General features: G+C 65.5%; 18 protein-coding genes. 8 read left to right on the plus strand and 10 right to left on the minus strand.

All coding sequences use genetic code 11. From position 1 onward, the window contains the following. Window positions 1-125: 125 nt before the first annotated feature. Window positions 126-938, minus strand: coding sequence for a phosphatase PAP2 family protein (locus AC0IX4_RS18705; protein ID WP_471830384.1), 813 nt, complete (start codon window positions 936-938; stop codon window positions 126-128). A gap of 108 nt (window positions 939-1,046) precedes the next feature. On the opposite strand from AC0IX4_RS18705, the gene AC0IX4_RS18710 reads away from it, so the two are divergent. Further along, window positions 1,047-1,727, plus strand: coding sequence for a response regulator transcription factor (locus AC0IX4_RS18710; protein ID WP_471830386.1), 681 nt, complete (start codon window positions 1,047-1,049; stop codon window positions 1,725-1,727). Between the two features lie 32 nt (window positions 1,728-1,759). Here the strand turns inward: AC0IX4_RS18710 and AC0IX4_RS18715 are convergent, their stop codons facing one another. The 3 genes from AC0IX4_RS18715 to AC0IX4_RS18725 all read right to left on the minus strand — a co-directional run bounded on the left by AC0IX4_RS18715 (window position 1,760) and on the right by AC0IX4_RS18725 (window position 4,104). Continuing rightward, window positions 1,760-2,908 (minus strand): phosphodiester glycosidase family protein, encoded by a 1,149-nt coding sequence (locus AC0IX4_RS18715; protein ID WP_471830387.1) that lies wholly within the window; start codon window positions 2,906-2,908, stop codon window positions 1,760-1,762. A 118-nt stretch (window positions 2,909-3,026) separates the two neighbouring features. Next, a complete protein-coding gene (locus AC0IX4_RS18720) occupies window positions 3,027-3,212 on the minus strand; it encodes a hypothetical protein (protein WP_471830388.1) in 186 nt (61 codons plus the stop codon). A 100-nt stretch (window positions 3,213-3,312) separates the two neighbouring features. Next, window positions 3,313-4,104, minus strand: coding sequence for a COG4705 family protein (locus AC0IX4_RS18725; protein ID WP_471830390.1), 792 nt, complete (start codon window positions 4,102-4,104; stop codon window positions 3,313-3,315). Between the two features lie 81 nt (window positions 4,105-4,185). On the opposite strand from AC0IX4_RS18725, the gene AC0IX4_RS18730 reads away from it, so the two are divergent. Further along, a complete protein-coding gene (locus AC0IX4_RS18730) occupies window positions 4,186-5,553 on the plus strand; it encodes a sensor histidine kinase (RefSeq protein ID WP_471830392.1) in 1,368 nt (455 codons plus the stop codon). 606 nt (window positions 5,554-6,159) lie between these two features. Continuing rightward, window positions 6,160-6,549 (plus strand): ACT domain-containing protein, encoded by a 390-nt coding sequence (locus AC0IX4_RS18735; RefSeq protein WP_471830393.1) that lies wholly within the window; start codon window positions 6,160-6,162, stop codon window positions 6,547-6,549. 150 nt (window positions 6,550-6,699) lie between these two features. Here AC0IX4_RS18735 and AC0IX4_RS18740 read toward each other — a convergent pair whose 3' ends face one another. Beyond that, complete coding sequence (locus tag AC0IX4_RS18740) at window positions 6,700-6,861, minus strand: hypothetical protein (protein ID WP_471830395.1); 162 nt, start codon at window positions 6,859-6,861, stop codon at window positions 6,700-6,702. A 1,164-nt stretch (window positions 6,862-8,025) separates the two neighbouring features. After that, window positions 8,026-9,054, minus strand: coding sequence for an LLM class flavin-dependent oxidoreductase (locus AC0IX4_RS18745; RefSeq protein WP_056075226.1), 1,029 nt, complete (start codon window positions 9,052-9,054; stop codon window positions 8,026-8,028). A gap of 200 nt (window positions 9,055-9,254) precedes the next feature. Between AC0IX4_RS18745 and AC0IX4_RS18750 the strand changes: the two genes are divergently transcribed. The 5 genes from AC0IX4_RS18750 (at window position 9,255) to AC0IX4_RS18770 (ending at window position 15,759) form a co-directional block, all read left to right on the plus strand. After that, window positions 9,255-9,869, plus strand: coding sequence for a GntR family transcriptional regulator (locus AC0IX4_RS18750; RefSeq protein ID WP_042576598.1), 615 nt, complete (start codon window positions 9,255-9,257; stop codon window positions 9,867-9,869). Between the two features lie 185 nt (window positions 9,870-10,054). Then, a complete protein-coding gene (locus AC0IX4_RS18755; RefSeq protein ID WP_471830397.1) occupies window positions 10,055-11,494 on the plus strand; it encodes an MFS transporter in 1,440 nt (479 codons plus the stop codon). A gap of 42 nt (window positions 11,495-11,536) precedes the next feature. After that, on the plus strand, window positions 11,537-12,457 hold the full coding sequence (locus AC0IX4_RS18760) for an ABC transporter substrate-binding protein (protein ID WP_471830398.1): 921 nt from the start codon (window positions 11,537-11,539) through the stop codon (window positions 12,455-12,457). Between the two features lie 3 nt (window positions 12,458-12,460). Next, complete coding sequence (locus AC0IX4_RS18765; protein ID WP_471830399.1) at window positions 12,461-13,444, plus strand: ornithine cyclodeaminase family protein; 984 nt, start codon at window positions 12,461-12,463, stop codon at window positions 13,442-13,444. A 152-nt stretch (window positions 13,445-13,596) separates the two neighbouring features. Next, window positions 13,597-15,759, plus strand: coding sequence for a DUF6924 domain-containing protein (locus AC0IX4_RS18770; RefSeq protein WP_471830401.1), 2,163 nt, complete (start codon window positions 13,597-13,599; stop codon window positions 15,757-15,759). Window positions 15,760-15,960: 201 nt separating this feature from the next. Here the strand turns inward: AC0IX4_RS18770 and poxB are convergent, their stop codons facing one another. The 4 genes from poxB to AC0IX4_RS18790 form a co-directional block, all read right to left on the minus strand. Next, complete coding sequence (gene poxB / locus AC0IX4_RS18775; protein ID WP_471830403.1) at window positions 15,961-17,694, minus strand: ubiquinone-dependent pyruvate dehydrogenase; 1,734 nt, start codon at window positions 17,692-17,694, stop codon at window positions 15,961-15,963. A gap of 52 nt (window positions 17,695-17,746) precedes the next feature. Beyond that, window positions 17,747-17,980, minus strand: coding sequence for a hypothetical protein (locus AC0IX4_RS18780; RefSeq protein ID WP_471830405.1), 234 nt, complete (start codon window positions 17,978-17,980; stop codon window positions 17,747-17,749). A gap of 407 nt (window positions 17,981-18,387) precedes the next feature. Beyond that, window positions 18,388-19,386 (minus strand): sugar phosphate isomerase/epimerase family protein, encoded by a 999-nt coding sequence (locus AC0IX4_RS18785; protein ID WP_471830407.1) that lies wholly within the window; start codon window positions 19,384-19,386, stop codon window positions 18,388-18,390. A 31-nt stretch (window positions 19,387-19,417) separates the two neighbouring features. After that, window positions 19,418-20,593, minus strand: a complete 1,176-nt coding sequence (locus AC0IX4_RS18790) for a Gfo/Idh/MocA family protein (RefSeq protein ID WP_471830409.1) — start codon at window positions 20,591-20,593, stop codon at window positions 19,418-19,420. Between the last annotated feature and the right edge of the window lie 147 nt (window positions 20,594-20,740).

A 20,740-nucleotide genomic window follows, 5' to 3' on the forward strand; every position in this document is an offset into this window, starting at 1 on the left:
ATCGCCCGGCAGGAAGAACCCGATCAGCAGCCCGGTCTCGACGACGACCGCGGCGAGCAGACCGAGCAGACCGAACGTCGAGAGCAGGGTGTGCGGGTCGAGGATGCCGGTGGGCAGTGCGGTGGTCATACGGTGACCTCGTCGTCGATGGACGGCTCGGTCCGGTGCCGCGGGGGCCGGTGTGCGTGGGCGGCGTCGACGCGCAGGGCGACTGCACCGGCGGTGACCATGATGCACGCGAGCAGCAGACCGGCGGCGACGTCGGTGAACCAGTGCACGCCGAGGTAGAGCCTGCTCGCGGCGACCAGGGCAGTGACGGCGAGCGCAGCGACCAGCAGTGCTACTCGCCTCGTCCTCGACAGGTGCCCCACGACGAGGACGGTCATCAACAGCAGCGTCGCGGTCCCGGTGACGTGACCCGACGGGAACGAGTGATCGGTTTCCAGGACCAGCCGGGTGGCCGACGGTGGACGCTCACGCCCGACGAGCAGCTTGAGCAGGGTGCAGATCACCGCGGACACTCCGACGGTGGCGAGCAGAATCAGCGCGGGCACATAGCGTTCGGTCCGCCAGATCAGCAGAGCGGCGATCACACACCCCAGGGCCGCTGTCTCCGGCGGGCCACCCGCAGATGTCACGACGACGGCAAGGTGGTTCAGGGCCGCGGTCCGGTGATCGACGAGCCAGCCGGTGATCGGGCCGTCGGCGCGTGTCGCCCATCCGCCGGTCCTGACAGCGACGGCGAGGGTGAGCAATGCCAGTGCGAAACCCAGTACGGACACCGCAGGCGAGCACCGGTGGCGATGTCGGGCCGCCGCGGCGGCGACGGGTCCGAGCGCGACGACGATCGCGGTCGCTTCGATCTCGGCGGACGCGACTTCGGTGACGATTTCGGTGACGACGGTGTGCATTATGGACGTCGACGGGGATGTGATCACGAGCGTCAGTGTGGGGATCGGGTCCTGAAGAATCGCTGAAAGCGTGTCGGCGGACACACCGGTGGTCTGATGTACTCGGGTCCGGCGAGAAGCGGACGGAGCTCGAGGATGCGGGTGTTGGTGGTCGAGGACGAGAGGCGGCTGGCGGAGATGGTCCGCCGCGGTCTCGTCGCCGAGGGTTTCGTCGTCGAGATCACCCACGACGGTGATGACGGCTTCCATACAGCCGTGAGTGGCGACTTCGATGCGATCGTTCTCGACATCATGGTGCCCGGCAGATCCGGTTACGACATCGTCCGCGACCTCAGAGCGAACGGGGTATGGACACCGATCCTGATGCTCTCGGCGAAGGACGGGGAGTACGACCTCGCCGACGCGTTCGATCTGGGAGCCGACGACTACTTGGTCAAACCGTTCTCCTTCGTCGTCCTGGTCGCGCGGCTTCGTGCGCTGGTGAGACGGGGTGCACCCGAGCGTCCGGTGGTCCTGTCCGTCGGCGATCTGGAACTCGATCCCGCACGCCACCGCGTCACCCGCCGCGGCGAGGAACTGGTGCTCACTCCGCGGGAGTACAGCGTGCTGGAATTCCTGATGCGACGCAGCGGTGTCGTGGTGACGAAGTCCGAGATCGTGCGGTCGGTGTGGGATGCGCATTACGACGGGGACGAGAACATCGTCGAGGTGTACATCGGATACCTGCGCAAGAAAGTCGATCAGCCGTTCGGGGTCAGAAGCATCGAGACCGTCCGCGGTGTCGGGTACCGGCTGGCCTCGGGACCGACACGATGAGCGCTGCACGGTGATCGCACGGACGGTGGGGACTACGACGGTGCGGGAGGATGCGGTTCACCGGGGGCCGACCACGGCTGGTGCGGTGTCGGGGCGGCGAGTGTGATGGAGAAGAAGTCTCGTTGATCTGCAGCCAGATAGCGTTCCGGGGAGCTCTGCACGCCGGGGAGGAGCGGGGTGGGTGTGAGGATGCCTGCGGTGTCGGCGGACCACGAGTTGAATGCCGTCATCCCGCTGTGGATGTCGAGTTCCATCCCGGTGACCGCGCCGGCGTCGGCGAGTGCCCGGGCCAGGGTGGGGAGGTCGACTTTCGACGCGGCGACGTAGACGATGTTGCCGTCGGCGTCGATGCCCAGCGCCGACCGCTCGGTGTACTGGAGCTGGTTCTCGGCGCTGCCCCACTGCGCTGAACCGTTCACGGTGAGTGCGGGAACGGTGGCTGCGTGGTCGACGATCAGGGCCAGGTTCTGTCGCACGGCGACGATGTGTGGATCCATCTCGGCGTCGGTTGTCCACTCGACGACGCTCAGGTGCCCGCGGTCGTCGATGACGGCCGAGGCCTGTCCGTTCCGCAGCTCCCGGACCGTGTGTCGGTCGGCGTAGTACCCGCCTTCGATGTCGTTCATCTTCCACCCGGAATTGAACACCGCGACCAGACTGGGGCGGTCGCCGTCGGAGACCGAGGCTCGGCCGGGGTCGCCCGCGCGCGGTTGGGCGGTTCCGGCGACGAGGTGCGCGACGGTCGCCCGCCCGGAGATCACCGCGACCCCGGCGATTGCGCTGCGGTGCGCCGGATCCGGTTGATACACAGCGGTATAGGCCACCGGCGCCCCGTGGTCGTCGGTGCGGCCGGGAGTCCACATCGCTGCGGGCATCGAGGCGACAGTGGGGAGCGTCGGCAGCGTCCCGATGGATGTCGCCGTTCCGCCCGCCACCGCTGCGCGTCCGGGAAGAGGCAGGGTGGGTCGAGTGTCCGGCGGGGGAGTGGCGTACCGCCAGTTCTCGTACGCATCGAGCAGCGGACCCGCTCCGTGTTCGCGCACCCACGTCGAGGTCTTGTCGTTCCATGTCGCGTACCCGGGCGTCGCGAGGGCACGCGCGTAGGACACCGATCCGACCGACATCGACACGAGCGCAACGAGTCCGAGCACCTTCCACACGCGCGCCTCCCGCCCGGACATGTGCGCATCCGGCCGTGCACCGCGGGAACTGTCGGTGCGCCCACAGGTGCCTCCACTCTCGCCACCAGCCTCATCCGGCGTTGCCCCACCCGCGATGCCGACGGTCACCACGGGAGTGCTAGCGGTCGGGTGTGTCGACTGAACCAACGACGTCGGGGGTGTCGCCGGGCTCGGGGGTGTCCACGACGCTGGTGTGCGAGGTGCGGGTTCGGTCGAGGACGTGAGCGCCGGCGATACCTGCGCCGATGGACGCCGCTGCGAGTACGGCGGCTGCGGCCGCCACGATGGTCTTCGTCGTGTTCACGCGTGTGACCTTTCGGTTCGTGAGAGTTGATTCACCCCTGGTGCGGCGTGCGACGAGGGTGCGCGCACCGACCTGAAGAAACGCTGTGCGCCGCTGAGGATCACCCCGTGACGGTTGCCGTGGTCTCGTCGAGATCGTGGTCGATCGCGTCGGCCTTGCTGACGGTGAGGTAGGCGACGAGTGCGACGATGACCGCCAGGAACGCGGCGGTGACCACGGTCGGGCCCAGGCCGAGGCCGCCGGAATCGCTGTCCTGCGTGAGGAGGTCGCCGACCGAGGCCCCCAGGGGGCGAGTGACGATGTAGGCGACCCAGAACGCGAGCACAGCGCCCAGTCTCAGCGCGTAGTGAGCGACGGCGACCACCACGATGATCGCGCCGAACACCAGTGCCGATGCGGCGTAGCCGAGGTCGATCTGCTCGGCGACGAGGTCCCCTGCTGCGGTGCCGAGCGCGAAGGTGAACAACACAGCGAGCCAGTAGAAGCCTTCGCGTCGCCGCGTCCGGATGCTGTGGATCGACAGTGTGCCCTCGCTGACGTACCAGGCAGCGAACGTCAGGATCAACGCGGCAGCGAACACCCCGGTGCTGATGGCGAGTGGGACACCGAAGTTGTCGGTCAGGTTGTCGGTGATCAACGTGCCCGCCACGCTGATCAGGATCACCGTCAGCCAGTACACCCACGGGATGTACCGGGTCCGTGTCACCTGGTAGATCAGGACACCGACGAGCAGAGCGCCCACCACGATCGAGGTTCCGCCCAGGCCGAGTCCCAGATCGGCGTTGAGGGAATCCGCCGCTGTTTCGCCGACCGTGGTGCCGAGAATCTTGATGATCCAGAAGTACACGGTCACTTCGGGGACTTTGCTCGCCAGTGTGCGTGAAGTGGTCATGGCGGGACTGTGACAGAGCGTTCCTGAAGAACCGCTGAAAATGTGTGCCCACCCCGGCGGTGGTGGCCTCAGACTGTGACGATGCGTCTCAGCCTCGACCCTCTTCGCCCACAGACATGGACGGTTCGGGTCCGGTCGGCAGTTGCATCGACGGTGGTCGTCGCGGTGTGCCTGATCATCGCGGGTGGGGCTCTGCTCGGTGTCCTCCACAGTTCCCTCGAAACCTCCGCCCGCGACGCTGCCGCCGCGCGGGCAGTGCAGGTTGCCGAACAACTCGAGACCGACACACCGCCCGAGATCGACCAATCGTTGTTGGCGACCGATGCTCAGATCGGGTCGGTGCAGATCGTCGACGGGTCGGGCGACGTCGTGGCCGCATCTCAGGGAGATGCCCGCACGGCGCTGTCGGCGGTACTGCTGACGGACCCGCAGTCGGCGGAACTGGGCCGAGCGGAGGTCGACGGAGGCGACTTCTGGGTGAGCGGGCGAGGAGCGAACTCACCGGGTGGTCCGGTCACGGTGCTGGTGGGCGCTGACCGTGAACCCGTCGAGACGGTGATCGCGACGGTCGCGGCACTGTTGTCGATCGTCGGGCCTTTCGTCATCGCGCTCGTGGCGTTCGCGACATATCGGCTCGTGGGTGCCGCGCTGAGCCCGGTCGAGCGGCTGCGGCGCCAAGTAGCCTCGATTTCCAACAGTCAGTTGTCCGAGCGGCTCCCGGTGCCGCAAGCTCAGGACGAGATCACCCGCCTGGCGGTGACGATGAACGAGATGCTGGCCCGGTTGGAAGCAGGTCAGCGCGGACAGCAGCGCTTCGTCAGCGACGCCTCCCACGAACTTCGGAGCCCCCTCTCGACGATCACCGCGGCACTGGAATTGGCGGCGTCGCGCCCGGACCTGTTGGACGAGTCGATGATCGACGAGTCCTTGCTGCCCGAAGCGCGTCGGATGAGGCACCTGATCGACGATCTCCTACTGCTTGCCCGCTCGGACGAGACAGGGGCGCAGTCGAATCCGGTGGATGTGGATATCGACGACATCGTGTTCGAGGAGGCCAGGAGAGTCGCCGCCGTGTCGGATCTCGAGGTGACCTCGTCGATCACGCCCGTGCGGGTGTCAGGTGATCAGCGAGCGCTCGCACGAGCGATCCGCAATATCGTCGACAACGCCGTCAGACACGCGTCGACGCAGATCCGTCTCAGTACGTACGACGACGGCACTGTCGCCCACGTCGTCGTCGACGACGACGGCCCCGGTGTTCCCGAGGCCGAGCGTGGCAGGGTGTTCGACAGGTTCGTGAGACTGGACAGTTCTCGGTCCCGCGACAGTGGCGGTGCAGGGCTGGGTCTGGCGATCGTCGCCGGGACGGTCGCGGCCCATTCGGGTACTGCCGATGTGACTCGATCACCTCTGGGCGGCGCTCGGGTCTCTCTCCACCTGCCGATGTAGCCTCGGTCGGAATCAATGAGCCACGAGGCGATCCGAGCACCCGTCATGCGAGCAGGGACATCCCTGCACGGGGTTCGACCTCGAGGTTAGTTGGATCGGCTGAGGGGACGGGGATAGCCGGTGCGTCTTGGTGCACCCCGATTCCGGTGCCGACTCGTTCTCGCGGTCACTACATGTGGCCAGAGGCCGCACTCGACACTCCGAAGGCCACTCATGACTTTCAATCTGATCCCACCCGCACTGTGGTGGTCCCGTGTGGTCATGTGACTCTTAACCCCTGCGGGTCAGGCGAACTTTCGTGGTCCCGACGGTATTCCTGGCTTGGTGTGCTCGATAGGTGAGTGAAACACCATAGCGATGCGTGTCGCGATGAGGCTCTCGCGGTGATGGCGGTGATGGCGGTGATGGCGGTGATGGCGGTGATGGCGGTGACGCGGTTCGCTTACCGCTGAAATGTTGGTTTTTACGGTGCTCCGTCCGCACCGCGCCGCTGATGCAGGACGACGGGGCGGCGTGAGCGAACGGACAGCGATATGTGAGACTCTGCGCGAGCGCGATATTCGTGGCCGTGACACCGGCCTTCCGCGCCGCCGGTGAGGATCTACCGTGACCGACACATCTCCTTCTGTGAACTTGCATCAATTCAACGAGTCCTACGTCGTCGCTCGACTCGAACCACGCGCGACTGTGGATGCCTCCCGCGCCCTCTCGGTCACTCGCACCACGAGGGAGTTGTCCATCGTGTGCGTGGACTCGGAGGTTCCCGCCGGCGCCGTGACGGACGGTCCGTGGGTGGCGTTCTACACCGAGGGGACGATCGCGTTCGGGACCACCGGGATCGTCGCGGCCATGACATCCCCGTTGGCGGACATCGGATGCCCGGTCTTCGTCATCTCCACCTTCGACGGAGACCTCGTTCTCGTCCCGGCGAGCCGCCGAGACGATGCAGTGACTGCGTTGACCGCTGCGGGGCATCGGATCTCGACCACCAGCTGATCGAGGCCGACAGCGAACCGGTCGTCCTCAAAACTCTCGACGGCACCGCCCTCTGTCACCGCCTCGGCGCACCGATCGGGTGGCCGCGGAGACACCGTGCAGCGTCGTGGCTAACCCCAGTGCATCGCGCTCATCCGGTGGGGGAGGGTGTCAGGGCTGTCCGACGTGGTCTCGCCAGCTGTGGACCGGCGCCCATCCGAGGTCGGTGCGGGCGGCGTTGTTGGACAGCAGTGACCCGTAGGTGTCGGTGTCGCCGCGTCGCGGTGTCTTCGGGTACCGCTGGGCGATGATGTCAGCGGTCGGGATCGGCATGACGGTGTCGTCGGCGACGATCAGCCTGTCAATCCGTTTTCGCTTGCACGGATAGTGGCCCGTCCGCGGCCATCATCGTGGTGTCCGTTGCGACGAGCATGCCAGCCGGATCCGACAACCCCCAAGTACAAGAGCCGGTTTCGCGGCCGCCTTGGGTAACCCGAGCCCAATTTCATCGTCCGTGGGTAGCGGATCGAGCGCCGTAATCGGATCAGACCGCCGCCACAGAAGGCGACGGTGGGAACGAATGGCGGGCACTCGACACTCCGCGGGCCACTCATCACTTATTCATGACTTTCATTCTGATCCCACCCGCACAGTGGTGGTCTCGTGTGGTCATGCGACTCTTAATCCCCGCTGGTCAGGCGGACTTTCGTGGTCCCAATGGGATTCCTGGCATTCAGCGGGCATAGTCACTGGGTCCGGGGTTCGAGTCCCTGTGGGCGCACCAAAAAGAGCCCCTGACCAGCAGTTGCTGGTCAGGGGCCCTTCTGGTTTCGGTGCCACTCACTACTTATTCGTGACTTTCAATTCAAAACTCACGGTGTCGGGTCCTCTCGGCAATATCGAACGGCGCATGTGCCTGCTCAGGCGGCTGCAAAGCTGTCTGTACCGGGTCCGATAGACCTGCGGTGCAGGCTGCTCGCGCCTACTGCGACGCCTGGGGTGCCTGGGGTGCCACCGTCCGCTACATCGAGAACTCGGACGGCGACATCGTCCCCCGGGCGGAGTGGGAGGTTGCTGTTCATCGTGGGAGCGCCCCTGCCGTACAACTACACCGTCGACTTCGATCTCCGATATCGACCGGGGACGACGAGCTCATCACCGCACTGTGGACCACCACCGAACGTTGCACGCCAACATGGGTGGGCACCCCGGCGTCCCGGAATACGCCAGCGACGAGGCAGACCGATTCTTCACCCAGCACCTGAGGTAAATACCGGTCCGGCCGGTCGCCCTACCGGTCGAGGGATCGGCGACTGTGAATCGAATATTTGCCGGGCGGGGCACAATTCCATCTCGCTCCAGAGCCCGCCGTCCGCACTTGGACGGCGGGCAGAGTTAGACGGAATCTACGTCGGCTGGGAATCGAGGTCGAACGCGCCCGAGCAATCCTGCAGAGCCGGCCGTAGGTCCGCTAGCTCGTCATGACCGAGCCCACGATCAGAGATCGGCCACCAGCGGTGCGACCTCCGTTCCCAGCAGCTCGATGCCGCGGAGCAGATCACTGTGAGCCAAGCGGGGATTGGTCATCTGCAGAGACAACCGATCCACACCGCCGAGCTGTTCGCCCACTCGCGCGATCTTGTCGGCCACCGTCTGTGGGTCACCCATGAAAAAGGCACCGTTCGGTCCGGACGTGGCATCGAACTGCGCTCGGGTCGGTCGCGCGAATCCTCGCTCCCTCGAGATCTTCGTGAACATCTCGTTCCACCCGGGGTAGATGGTGTCCGCCGCCGCCTGCGTGCTCTCCGCGACGAACCCGAACACGTGCAGGCCCACCTTCAACTTCTCCGGCGCATGACCTGCCTGCGCACCCGCGCGGCGGTACAGATCGACGAGCGGCGCGAACTGGCGCGGCTCACCGCCGATGATCGCAATCATCAGCGGCAACCCCAACAAACCTGCGCGAGCGAACGATTCGGGACTGCCGCCGACACCCACCCAGATCGGCAGAGGATCCTGCATGGGACGCGGATAGATGCTCTGCCGCGTCAGCGCCGGCCGGTGCTTGCCCGACCATGTCACCTCGACGTTGTCCCGGATCTGCAGCAGCAGCTCGAGCTTCTCGATGAACAGCGAGTCGTAGTCGGCCAGGTCGAGACCGAACAGGGGGAACGACTCGGTGAACGAGCCGCGGCCCACGACCAGATCCGTCCGCCCCTTCGAGATCAGATCCAGGGTGGCGAATTCCTGGAAGACTCGCACCGGATCGTCCGCGCTGAGTACCTTGACCGCACTGCCCAGCCGGATTCGTTCCGTGCGAGCTGCCGCGGCCGCCAGGATGATCGACGGAGCAGAATCGTAGTACTCGCTGCGGTGGTGCTCGCCGATCCCGAACGAGTAAAGACCCACCCGGTCGGCGAGGGTGATCTCCTCGAGCAGATGCTCCATTCGCTCGGCAGCGCCGATCACGCGGCCGTCGGTCGGGTCGGTTACGGAGGACACGAAGCTGTCCACACCTACATGCATTGCTGAGCCTCTCGGTCGGGGCCACGACGTCGACCCTTGGTTAGTTTACAAGTCAACCATCTCGACCGAGAAACTGTTCCGCGCCACGTCGAGTCTCGAGGTGTCGATGACGAGAACACCATTGTCCGCCCGTCGACGGGTGTGCCATCGCTGATCGGCACGGTCCCGGACAGGAGGAAGCGGAGAACTAGACTGCGCGTGTGGATGCGGATCGAGGGGATGACAGGTCACCCGGCGACACGATCGCGGCACACTTGCGGGAGGAGATCCTCTCTGGTCGCCGTGTCGGCGGGGAGAGGCTGGTCGAGGAGACCATCGCCAAGGGTTTCGGTGTGTCCCGCGTGCCGGTTCGAGAGGCTCTGGCGCAGTTGGAAGCCGAAGGTTTCGTCACCACTGTGCGGTATCGCGGTGCGACGGTGTCGACCACTCTCCACAAGGACAATCGAGAGCTGCTCGAAGTTCGGCACGGGCTCGAAGTTCTCGCCGCCCAGCTCGCTGCCCGTAACCGGGGTGGTTCGGTGGCGGACGAGCTGGCGCGCGTCGTCGAACGGGCGCGGGAGTGCGGCGGGGGACCACCCGCGGACCGGAGCGGCGCCCGGTCGTTCCACGACCTCATCGCCATTGCCTCGGGCAACGACCAGCTCAGAGAGATGTTGGCGGGTGTCAATCGGCGCGTCGAGTGGGGTCTCGGTGACGATCCCGATGCCACCGTTCACGACCACGCGGCGCTTGCCTCGGCCATCCTCGGTGGCGCACCCGTCCAGGCGGGGTTCCTCATGGACGAGCATCTCCGGCGCGACGAGACCGGCACCTGAGTCGACGACCACCGTTTCGTATACTATCTAGGATGTATATCAGGGGATTAACACGTCCGTAGCGGTCAGCAACCGGAATGACACATGATTTGTATACAAATTAGGCAGTCGTTTCGGAGCACGTGGAGAGGCGACTCGCCGGCTGACATCCGTTCCCGGTGCCGTCCAGTCCCCTGGAGCACACCATGTCCACATCCACTCCGGCGTCTATCCCACCGGGCGTCGATCCTGTACCGGCATCGGCGCTGTCCAGCGCCCTCGACCGCATCGGTTTCACCCGCGTCCAGGGGGCCGTCATCCTTCTGCTCATGGCGGGGTTGTTCTTCGACAGTCTCGAGCAGAACTCCACCGGCGCCATGGGCCCACTCATCAAGGATTCTCTCGGAATCGGCAACGCGCAGTTGACATTCATCAACACCGCCACCGTGATCGGTGGGCTCGTGGGCCGCCTCATCGGTGGTTACATCGCCGACCGGTGGGGCAGGCGCGTGGCGCTCAGCCTGAACCTTCTGGTCTACACCCTCGGCGGACTGATCAGTGCCGCATCCGTCAGCTACGAGATGCTGCTCGCGAGCCGATTCATAGTGGGCATCGGTCTGGGCGGCGAGTTCACGGTCGGCTTGGCGATTCTTGCCGAACTGGTCGCGACCCGCCACCGCGGGTCTCTCCTGGCGACTCTCAACATCTCGTCCGGAGGCATCGGCAACATCGCATCGTTCGGCTTCTTCATGCTCGTGCTCGGTCCGCTCGGAGGCGTGCTCGGCGGCGACGACACATCGTGGCGCTGGACCTATGTCATCCTTGCCGTGCCGGCGCTGCTGGTGGTGTTCTTCCGGCGTTACCTTCCTGAATCGCCGCGGTTCCTGTTGTCCAAAGGGCGTGTCGACGAGGCTAGCCGGAGTCTGACGCGTCTGGCCAGCGGCTCGATCGCGGGGCTTCGCGACCCGGGGCCGACGAAGCAGTTCGTCACCGATGCCGACATCCTGCCCACCACCGCATCGACGTCGTACGCCGAGGTGTTCCGCGGGCAGAATCTGCGCCGCACCGCGGCCGTCGGAGCCGCCTCGTGGATGTCGTTCGGTGCCCAGGTCACCCTTCTGTTCCTCATGCCCATCCTGTTGGTCTCGCGGGGCTACTCGCTCACGGACTCTCTGCTGTTCACCATGATCATGAACGTCGGCAGTCTCTTCGGTGCCTGTGCCGCGTGCTATCTCGCCGGTCGAGTCCGGCGGCGACCCACTGTCATGACAGCGGCCGTACTCGGATGCATGTCTGCGGTCGCGTTCGCGACTCTCGCGAACAGTGTGGCCACCATCCTCGTTCTCGGCGCCGTCTTCCAGTTCTTCACCATGATGCTCAACACCATGCTGTCGGTGTGGACGCCGGAGCTGTTCCCCACCTCGATCCGCGGAATGGGCACGTCCATCGTCAACGGAATCGGCAATGTAGCCGGCGCTGTCATGCCGTTCGCAGCTCTCTTCTTCTTCGACCGCGCGGGAGTGGCCGGAGTGTTCTTCATGATCGCGGCCATGTACGTCCTCCTGGTCGTCGTCGCCCGGTTCGGGCCCGAGACGTTCGGACAGTCCCTCGAGGAAGTGAACGAGAAGGAACTCGTCGCAGCCTGACACTCGAATGCATTGCACCACAACAGAAAGGCAACATCCATCATGACCGAGTCACTGTTCGTCTCCGCCACCGCGCACGGGCTGAACTACCTTCCCGAGTACTATGCCGATCACGCCGGCATGTTCGCCGAGCGCGGTCTGTCGGTGCACGCGAAGGCGTGTGACCCATGGACCGGCGTGCTCGACGATCTCGACAGCGGTGCTGCAGACATCGCGCTCGGCGGACTGTGGGTTCCCGGAATGTACTGGGGGACATCTCGTCAGCTCACCGTGTTCGCGCAGCTCAATCACCAGTTCCCCAAGGCGCTCGTCATGCGAGAGCCGACACCGGAAGGATTCGACTGGTCGATGCTGACCGGGAAGACCGTGTTGGCGCCGGGAATCGGTGGTAGCGCGCCGTATGCGATCACCGCGGGAATGATGCGGGAAGCGGGAATCGACTCCGCCGCCACCACGTTCCTCCGCGACCTCTCCACGGCGATGTTCGTCGAACTGTTCGAGGACGGACTGGGTGACGCGATCATTCTCGACATCACGACCGCTCAGTCGATGTCGGACCGCCACACCGGACACATCGTCGTCGAGTACGCGGACGTCGGCGGGCTCGGCCCGAACAGTGTGTACTACTGCCGCACCGACCGTGTCGACGAACTGCAGGACCGGTTGGTCGCGTTCACATCCGCCTTGGACGCTGCGATGGCAACGGTCAAGGCGACTCCGGTCAGTGAACTCGAACCCTTGCTCGCCGAGCACTGGCCCACGATGCCGCTGTCCACTCTGTCCGCCGCCTGCACCAGGATTCAGCAGTCCCGCACCTGGGACACGGTGCGCATCGACGGTGCTGCGAGCGACCGCTGGATGCGCATCCTCCACGAGGAGAAGATGGTCGGTCGTGCCCCCGCGTTCGAGGACCTGGTCACCTCGCGCATCGTCGACGCTGCGGAACTGACGACGGTCGGCTGAACGATGACACTGGTACTGCGTCACTCGGAGATCTCTGCGCTGCTGGACCGCACGACCGTCCTGGAAGCAGTCGAGCGGATGTTCGTGGAATTGAGTCAGGGCAGCGCCCAGAACCCGGTTCCGCCGTCGATGAACGGAACGGACGACGCCCGCATCATCCCCATGGTGGCCCAGTCCGGTGTCGCGGAACTGGCGGTGGCCAAGGTGCTCTGCGACGCACCCGCGAACCGTGCGCGCGGACTTCCTCGTCAGCGGTCGACGATGCTGGTCACCTCGACTCGCACCGGAGAATGCGTCGCTCTGTTGGACGGACGTGCGATCACTGCCATCAGGACCGCAGCCGCCAGTGCAGTCGCCACCCGGTACCTGGCACGGCCGGGGCCGGCTGTGCTGGGTGTCGTCGGCGCCGGCGCGCTCGCGGTCGAGCATGTCCGCGCGATCCGCACTGTGCGGGACGTGACCAGTGTCCTGGTGTGGTCCAGATCTGAGAGCACGGTGGAGACGTTCCGTACGGCCCTCGAGGGTGACGATCTCCCGGTGCGGTCGGCAACGTCGGTGGAAGAGATGGCCCGCTGCGCCGACATCGTCTGCACTCTCACCCCGTCGGTACAGCCGATCCTGCGCGGCGAATGGCTCACCACCGGAACGCATCTGAACGTGGTTGGTGCAGCGCCACGCCCGAACGAGCGTGAAGTGGACGGGGAGGCCATGGCGCGGTCGCGGGTCGTCGTGGACAGTCGAAGCACTGCGCTGTCGAAGTCCGGGGACGCTGTGCTGGCGCTCGCCGAGGGGGCGGTGACCGAAGACGACCTGAGCACTCAAATCGGTGACGTCATCACCGGCCGGAGAATCGGTCGGTCATCGGACGAGCAGATCACACTGTTCGACTCCACCGGAATCGGACCGGAAGACCTCGCCGTCGCCCACCTCGTCATCACCGCAGCTCACGAACGCGGACTCGGGATGGAGGTCGACCTCAGCGCGTGAGAAGCCCTCGACACACGTAAGCCGCCCGTGCACGGAACACCGATTCGACGCCCGTGCTCGAGTACTGCTCGCCGCAGTCGACACACCACGAAGAACGTCACCTGACTTCGGAGGCAGGGGCGGCACTTCGTACCTTCGAGTACGTTCTGCTCATGGCTCCGAAGTGGGAACAAGTCCGAGCACAGAACTACGGCACGATGGGCCGCACCATCCGCGGTGTCGTGCACCGAAGCGATGGATCTCGACAGCTTGTCCGCCACGAGCCGGAAACGACGTCGTGGCGCCACGAGGACGAGTCGGGATCACCGACATTCATCGAGAACGCTGACAACCGGTGGTCGCGTGACGCGGACGGCGTGATGGTCCACGCGGTGAAGGATGCGAACACGTTCTACATGGACATGGGGTCGCCGTCCCCGGTGCTGCGCGCCTACGACGCGTTCCCCCAGAGGAGCAATCACGGGTTCGATGACTCGCGCTTCACCGATCCGACCGCTCCGCGACCGGTCACCGTGCGCGGGCGCGACGGGTGGGAAGTGACTGCCACCGATCCACACTCCACCGAACAGATCACGTACGTGATCGACGCCGAACTGGGAGTTGCATTGCGGTGGCAGTACGGCGACCAGTGGATGGAACTCGAGAACCCGGTCATGGACGAGGAATTCGACACCGACCTGTTCCGCTGGTCGGGGCCGTCACGCCCGGCGGCCGACGAGATGGCCCGCATGCAACGCGAGCAGCAGGAGCGAGAGCAGGCACTGGCAGGCATCGCCCGCGCAGTTCCTACCTGGTTGCCGATGACGATCACCACCACGCCTCAATCGGGGGATCCTCGTACAGGTGAACTCGTTCTGGCAGTCGGGGGACAAACTGCGCACTTCACGCTTCGCCGTTGGGTCACCGCGATCGGTGAACCCGAGGTGACCTGGCCGAACGACCAGACCCCGGCCCGTCATCGTCGAGGCATCGGTCAATGGACCTACGAGATCCGTTCCTACGAGGAGATGCGCGCGGAGGACTGCGAGCGCATCATCGAGTCGATCGTGCCCGTCGACCCGCCGGAACGCGATGCCGCAGACATCACGGCCGAGATCGACCAAGAAGAGCACGCACGACGCGAAGCGGAGATTCGCGAGATGCTCGGAACGGGGCGTTTGCTCGCCGATCACCTGACGGGGGAGTCGCTCCTCATCCGAACCGACTTTTCCGACGACGCGGCCTGGCGCGAGGTCGCGCTTGCCGCTATGGCACCTGTCGACCAAGGCGACGACATGGAGTTCGAAGCCGTACTGACATGTATCGACAACTCCGATCATGACGGCTGGTCCATCGAGCAACTTCTGCTGGCGTTGGGTGACCCGCCGCCGTACTACATCTTTGTCGCCGATACCGAAGCGGTACAGAACCATGAACATCCCATTGTCGTCGTCGAGACCGCCGACGACGATCCGGAGCGTCCGCGCGGAAAGACCTTCCGAGTAGTTCCGTCGGAGATGTGGAGCATCGAGAACAATCTGTCGCTCGCCAACATGGATTTCGACGACTTCGCGGACAGCGTCGACGCAGACGGCGTCTTCCGCGGCTTCCCGGAACCTGCGCAACCCGTCGCGTCGGTGACTACTCGGGACGTGGCCGGGTGGATCGCCGGTCATCTGCACACCGACGCGTTACGACGTTTCCACCGCGAGATCGACGGCTGGAAGTACCCGTACCCGATCCAGCTGTTCGAGCCGGAGATGGCCGACGTGCACACCCAACTGCTGGCGGCCGACTACGACAGCCGTACCGATACCGAGCTCGTCGGGTATGACGAGTTCCGTGAGGTCGCGGCCCGAGGGGGGCCGGCACTGCACGGCTCGGTGCCCGTGCACGGCGCGCACTGGTCGTTCCTGCTCGATGTGGGCTCCCACCGGCCCCTGGCGGCCTATCGACTCGAGTTCCTTCCGCCGACCGATCAGCAGGTGCACGACGGTGGCGCCGACCCGTCGGCGGTGCTGGAGGTACCGTTCATCTCCCCCGAGATGGTGTCGCTGTCGTCGCTCACCGACGACGACGACCTCGTCGACCGCGAGGCTGTGCGGCGTGCGGTCACAGCGGAGGCGGTGCGCCTGCACGGCCCGGACATGATTGGGCACGTCGAGCCCGCCCTGCGGCGAATCCCGAGGCTCGAGGGGTTCAGCATCGGCTGCTCGGTCCAGATCGACGGTAACCCGATGTTCTACGTTGCCGTCGTGACCGCAGTGGAGAACGAGTTCATCGTCCGGGAAGTGCCACCGGAAGGGCTGCGGGTGGTTGCCGCAAGTCACGCCTAGCGCTATTCATGGTGGGCCGCACCGTCATACGACAGATATTCACAGACGCCCAGCCGCGGTGCCTTAACCAGTGTCACTGCGTCCAGCGCTACCAGTGCGGGCGGTGCGACCAGCCCGTTCTCGCGCTCGCGGGGCAGTTCCGCCAACATTGCACGTCCATCGGTGTCGACCAGCCACACCAGGGGACAGGCGACGAATCTCTCAGTCGAAAATTCGGCGACGGACGTTCGTGTCCGCGAGGTCCACGAGTTCGTCGGCCCGGCCGGACAGGATCGTCCGAATTCCGTACAGCGTGAACCCTTTCGCTTGTTCGAGGGTGATCTTGGGAGGGATGGAGAGCTCCTGCGCCGCGGTGACGACGTCGATGACGGCGGGACCGTCGTACGCGAACGCGTCGGTCAGGGCCGCCTCGAGATCCTGCGGCTTCTCCACTCGTCGGCCGAACATCCCCAGAGCCTGTGCTACAGCTGCGAAGTCTGGGTTCTTCAGGTCGGTGCCGTAGTTGACGATGCCGGCAGCCTTCATCTCGAGTTCGACGAAATTCAGCGACGAGTTGTCGAAGATGATGACCTTGACCGGCAGGCCACTCTGCATCAACGTGATCAGCTCACCGAAGCCCATCGTCAAACCGCCGTCGCCGGCGAAAGCGACCACCTGCCGTCCGGGCTGCGCGGTCTGCGCACCGATCGCCAACGGGAGAGCGCACGCCATCGATCCGTGATTGAACGACCCGAGCAGCCGGCGCTTGCCGTTCATCGTCAGGTACCGGGCTGCCCATACGACGGGCGATCCCACGTCGACGGTGAAGACGGCGTCGTCGTCGGCCAGCTCGTTCGCCATGCGTGCCAGGTACTCCGGCCGGATGGGTGTGCGGTGCCGGTCGTCCACGGCGAACGAGTCGAGATTCTTGCGTGTCTTGCGGTAGTGCTTGACCGACGTGTCCAGATGCTTGCTGTCCGTCTTCGCGTGGATACGGGGGAGCAGAGCGTCCACGGTATCGGCGACGGTACCCACCAAGCCGAGGTCCAGGGTCGCTCTGCGGCCCAGGTTCTGGCCACGGATGTCCACCTGGATGATCTTCGCGTCGTCGGGGTAGAAATTGCGGTACGGAAAGTCGGTGCCCAGCATGAGAAGAACGTCGGCATGCGAGATTGCACGGTATCCGGAGGCGAAGCCGAGCAGACCCGTCATTCCTACGTCGTAGGGATTGTCGTACTCGACATGCTCCTTGCCGCGCAGCGCGTGTACGACCGGAGCCTGCAGGGCGCCGGCGATCTCGAGCAGTTGCCGATGCGCGCCTGCTACACCGGCGCCGGCCAGAATGGTGATGTTGTCCGACGAGTTGAGGATCGACGCGGCCTCGTCGAGCGAGACGTCGTCGGGGCGCACGTGGGACGTCGTCGCGCGGATAGCTGGGGTGGCTTTTCTCTGTTCGGCATGCGCCAGCAGCACTTCGCCCGGAACGACAACCACCGCGACTCCGCGTTCCTCGATCGCCGCGCGCATCGCCATCGCGAACACGTGCTCCGCCATCTCCGGGTCACTGACCAGCTCGCAGAAGACGCTGCACTCTTGAAAGAGGTTCTGCGGGTGGGTTTCCTGGAAGTACTGTGATCCGATCTCGCTGCGCGGGATATGCGCCGCGATCGCGAGCACGGGTACCCGGCTGCGGTGCGCGTCGAACAGCCCGTTGATGAGGTGCAGATTACCGGGACCGCAACTGCCGGCGCACACCGCGAGTTCACCGGTGATCGCGGCGTCACCGGCTGCGGCGAAGGCGGCAGTTTCCTCGTTACGGACGTGCTGCCACGTCATGCCGTCGTGCCGACGGATCGCGTCGGTGAAGCCGTTCAGCGAATCACCCGGAAGACCGTAGACGTGGGTCACGCCACTCTCGGTCAGGGTCTGCACGAAGTGGTCTGCGACGGTTGCCATGGCGAACAGTATGCGCCGGATCAGCGTCCGAAGCGTGGTGGAATCAACTGAATCAGACTTCGCGATCCCAGTCGATGGGTGCGGGCATCTCGGCGAAAAGATCACGCGCGTAGATAGTCGACGCGAGCGTGGCGACGATGCCGAAAGCGAACACGGACACCACCACAGCGATCGGCACCCGGGCCGACACCGCGAGAATCGACCCCAGGTCGTGGTCGACCCACCCAGCGCCGCGACCCACAGGACGGCGAAGATCGATGTGAGAGCGCAGCAGATCGCCGGCCACAGAAGAGCGTGACGGCGCCAACTCACCGTCGAGCGGTCGTTCACTGCGTCCGGTCGACCATCGGTCACCGGCGTTGCCGAACCAGTCGTACGCCGGCGTTGCCGAACCAGTCCTACGCCGGCGATCGCACACGGCGCAGCCAGAACCGCTGCCGATACCGCACCGATCAGTGGGTAGGCCCACCACACCCTTGTCGGTGAGGCGAAGTTGGTCAGCGTGCCACGCGGCCGTTCGTCAGGGGGTGAACCCGGCCAACTGCTCGTCGAGCCACGGATAGAGTTCCTCGGCCTTCAGACTGAGGCGCGACTTCAACCTGAGGAATCTCCCTCCAAGTCAACGCCGATCTGGCCGATGCCGCGCACCGCAGCGGCATCCGGAAATCTACGAGCACGACCGATGCGAGGGCGTCAGATCCCAGCGGTACGGGCTGCAGCCTTCAGTGTCTCCGCTGCGATCCGTAGGCCTTCGATGGGTCCGTAGGCGGTGTCCTCGTGCTCGATGTTGACGGCCATGTCCGGGTCGACCGTGTGGAGGGCTTGGAGGAAGCGTGCCCAGAAGGCGGTGTCGTGTCCGTTGCCGACGGCGACGAAGTCCCACGCCGAGTCTTCGGGCCACTTGTTGACCACGTGCTTGCCTCCGAGGCCCACCGGGTTCCGGTCGGCGGGGATGCGGGTGAAGCGGTCGTCGAGTACTCCGTAGATTTCGCAGTTCGGGTTGATGCGGGTGTCCTTAGCAGCAGCGTGGAACACCAACGGCCCCAACCATTCGACAGCCATGACCGGGTCGATGCCCTGCCAGAACAGGTGCGAGGGATCCATCTCGGCGCCCACGTGGGTGGCGCCTGTCTTGTCGACGAGTCGCTTCATGGTCGGCGGGTTGAAGACGAGGTTCTGCGGGTGCATCTCGATGGCGATCTTGACACCGTGCTCGCGGGCGAGGGCATCGATCTCCTTCCAGAACGGCACCGCGACCTCGTCCCATTGGTAGTCCTGCGAGTCGAGATAGCCCGAGTCCCAGGTGTTGACGTGCCACGCGGGCCAGGTGCCGCCGGCGTGCGCGGCGGGTAGGCCGGACATGGTGACGACGCGATCGATGCCGAGCAGCCCGGCGACGCGGATGGACTTGCGGAGATCCTCGGCGTCCTCCGGTCCCACCTCGGGATCGGGGTGCAGCGGATTTCCGTTGCAGTTCAGTCCTTGGATCGAGACGCCCGTTCCCTCGAACGTCGCGAGATAGTCTGCTGCACCCACGGTTCCGGCGAGGAGGTCGTCGACGGGGATGTGGACCGGTGGGAGGAACCCGCCGGAGTTGATCTCGATGCCCTCGAGCCCGAGGGAGGCGATGGTCGCCAGTGCCTCCGGGAGTGGCTTGTCGTGCAGGATCGCGTTGTAGACGCCGAGCTTCATGGCTGGTCCTCTGTGTATGGTGGTCGAGTGGTCAGATCTTGACGGCGGTACCGTTGTTCGCTGCGGATTCGGTGATCGCGGCGACGAGCTGCATACCGCGCAACCCGTGGGCGAAGTCGGGGAGAGGCGGCAGGCCGTCGATCCCCGCGACCTGGTCGAGGAAGGCGCGTGCCTGGTAGGCGAAGAACTCGGCCTTGCCGTGACCGACGCCGCCGGCGTCCATCGGGAGTCCGCCACGGATATAGGGGTGCTGGGGTCCGACGATCACCTGGCGACGGCCGTTGACGGCGTCATCGATGTCGGTGGTCGAGATGTGGAATTCGGCAGCGCGCTCGAGCGCCCAGGAGGCCGATCCCTTCGTGCCGAAGACGTCGAAGGACAGTCCGTCCGGGTTCGCATGGGAGACACGCGAGGCGGAGAACGTCCCGACGAATCCGCCCGCGAACGCCGCGGTGAAGGTGGCGACGTCCTCGTTCTCGACGGGGGCCATGTCGCCGGTCGTCTCGGCCTTGGTGTGTCCGTAGGTGACGCCGACGGGAACGGGCCGCTCGCCGATCACGGTGGCGAATTGGGCGCCGCGCACCTCGGTGATGGGCCCGGCGACGTACTCGGCGAGGTCTATCAGGTGGCTGCCCACGTCGGCGAGCGCACCGGTGCCGGGGCCGCCTCGGTAGCGCCAGGTCATGGGACCCGTGGGATCGAGCGAGTAGTCGGCGCGATAGCGGCCGTCGAAGTGCACGATGTCGCCGAGGCGGCCGGCCGCGAGTTCGTCGGCGATGGCCTGGACGGCAGGGGAGCGGCGGTAGGTGTACCCCACGGTGGCGATACCGGATGACATCGACGCGGCGGCGACCATCGCCTCCGCATCCGTGATCGATCCGGCGAGGGGCTTCTCGCACAGCACGTTCTTGCCGGCGGCGAGGAGACCTTCGACGATCTCGCGGTGAAGGTGGTTCGCGACGACGACACTGACCACGTCGATGTCGTCGGCAGCGGCGATGGACTGCCAGTCGTACTCGGCACGCTCGTAGCCGTAGCGCTTCGCGGTGTCGTCGGCCACTGCGGCGTTGGTGTCGGCGACGGCGACGAGGCGGACCTGGGGCCGGTCGGTGCCGAAGAGGGTGGAGGCCATGCGGTATCCGGCAGCATGGGCGCGGCCGGCCATACCGCCGCCGATGACGGCGACGCCGATCGAGTCGTGGGTCATGAGAACTGCTCTCTCGAGATTCGTGGTGGATGACTGACTCGGTCTATTGAACCGGTCTAGTAGGTCTACTATGAGAGTCGCATCACGCCCCTGTCAAGGGTGCTGCCCGCCGACCGATGAGGGGATCCGCGTGTCCGACAGCTCGGT

This window comes from Rhodococcus sp. AC861 (assembly GCF_979256035.1).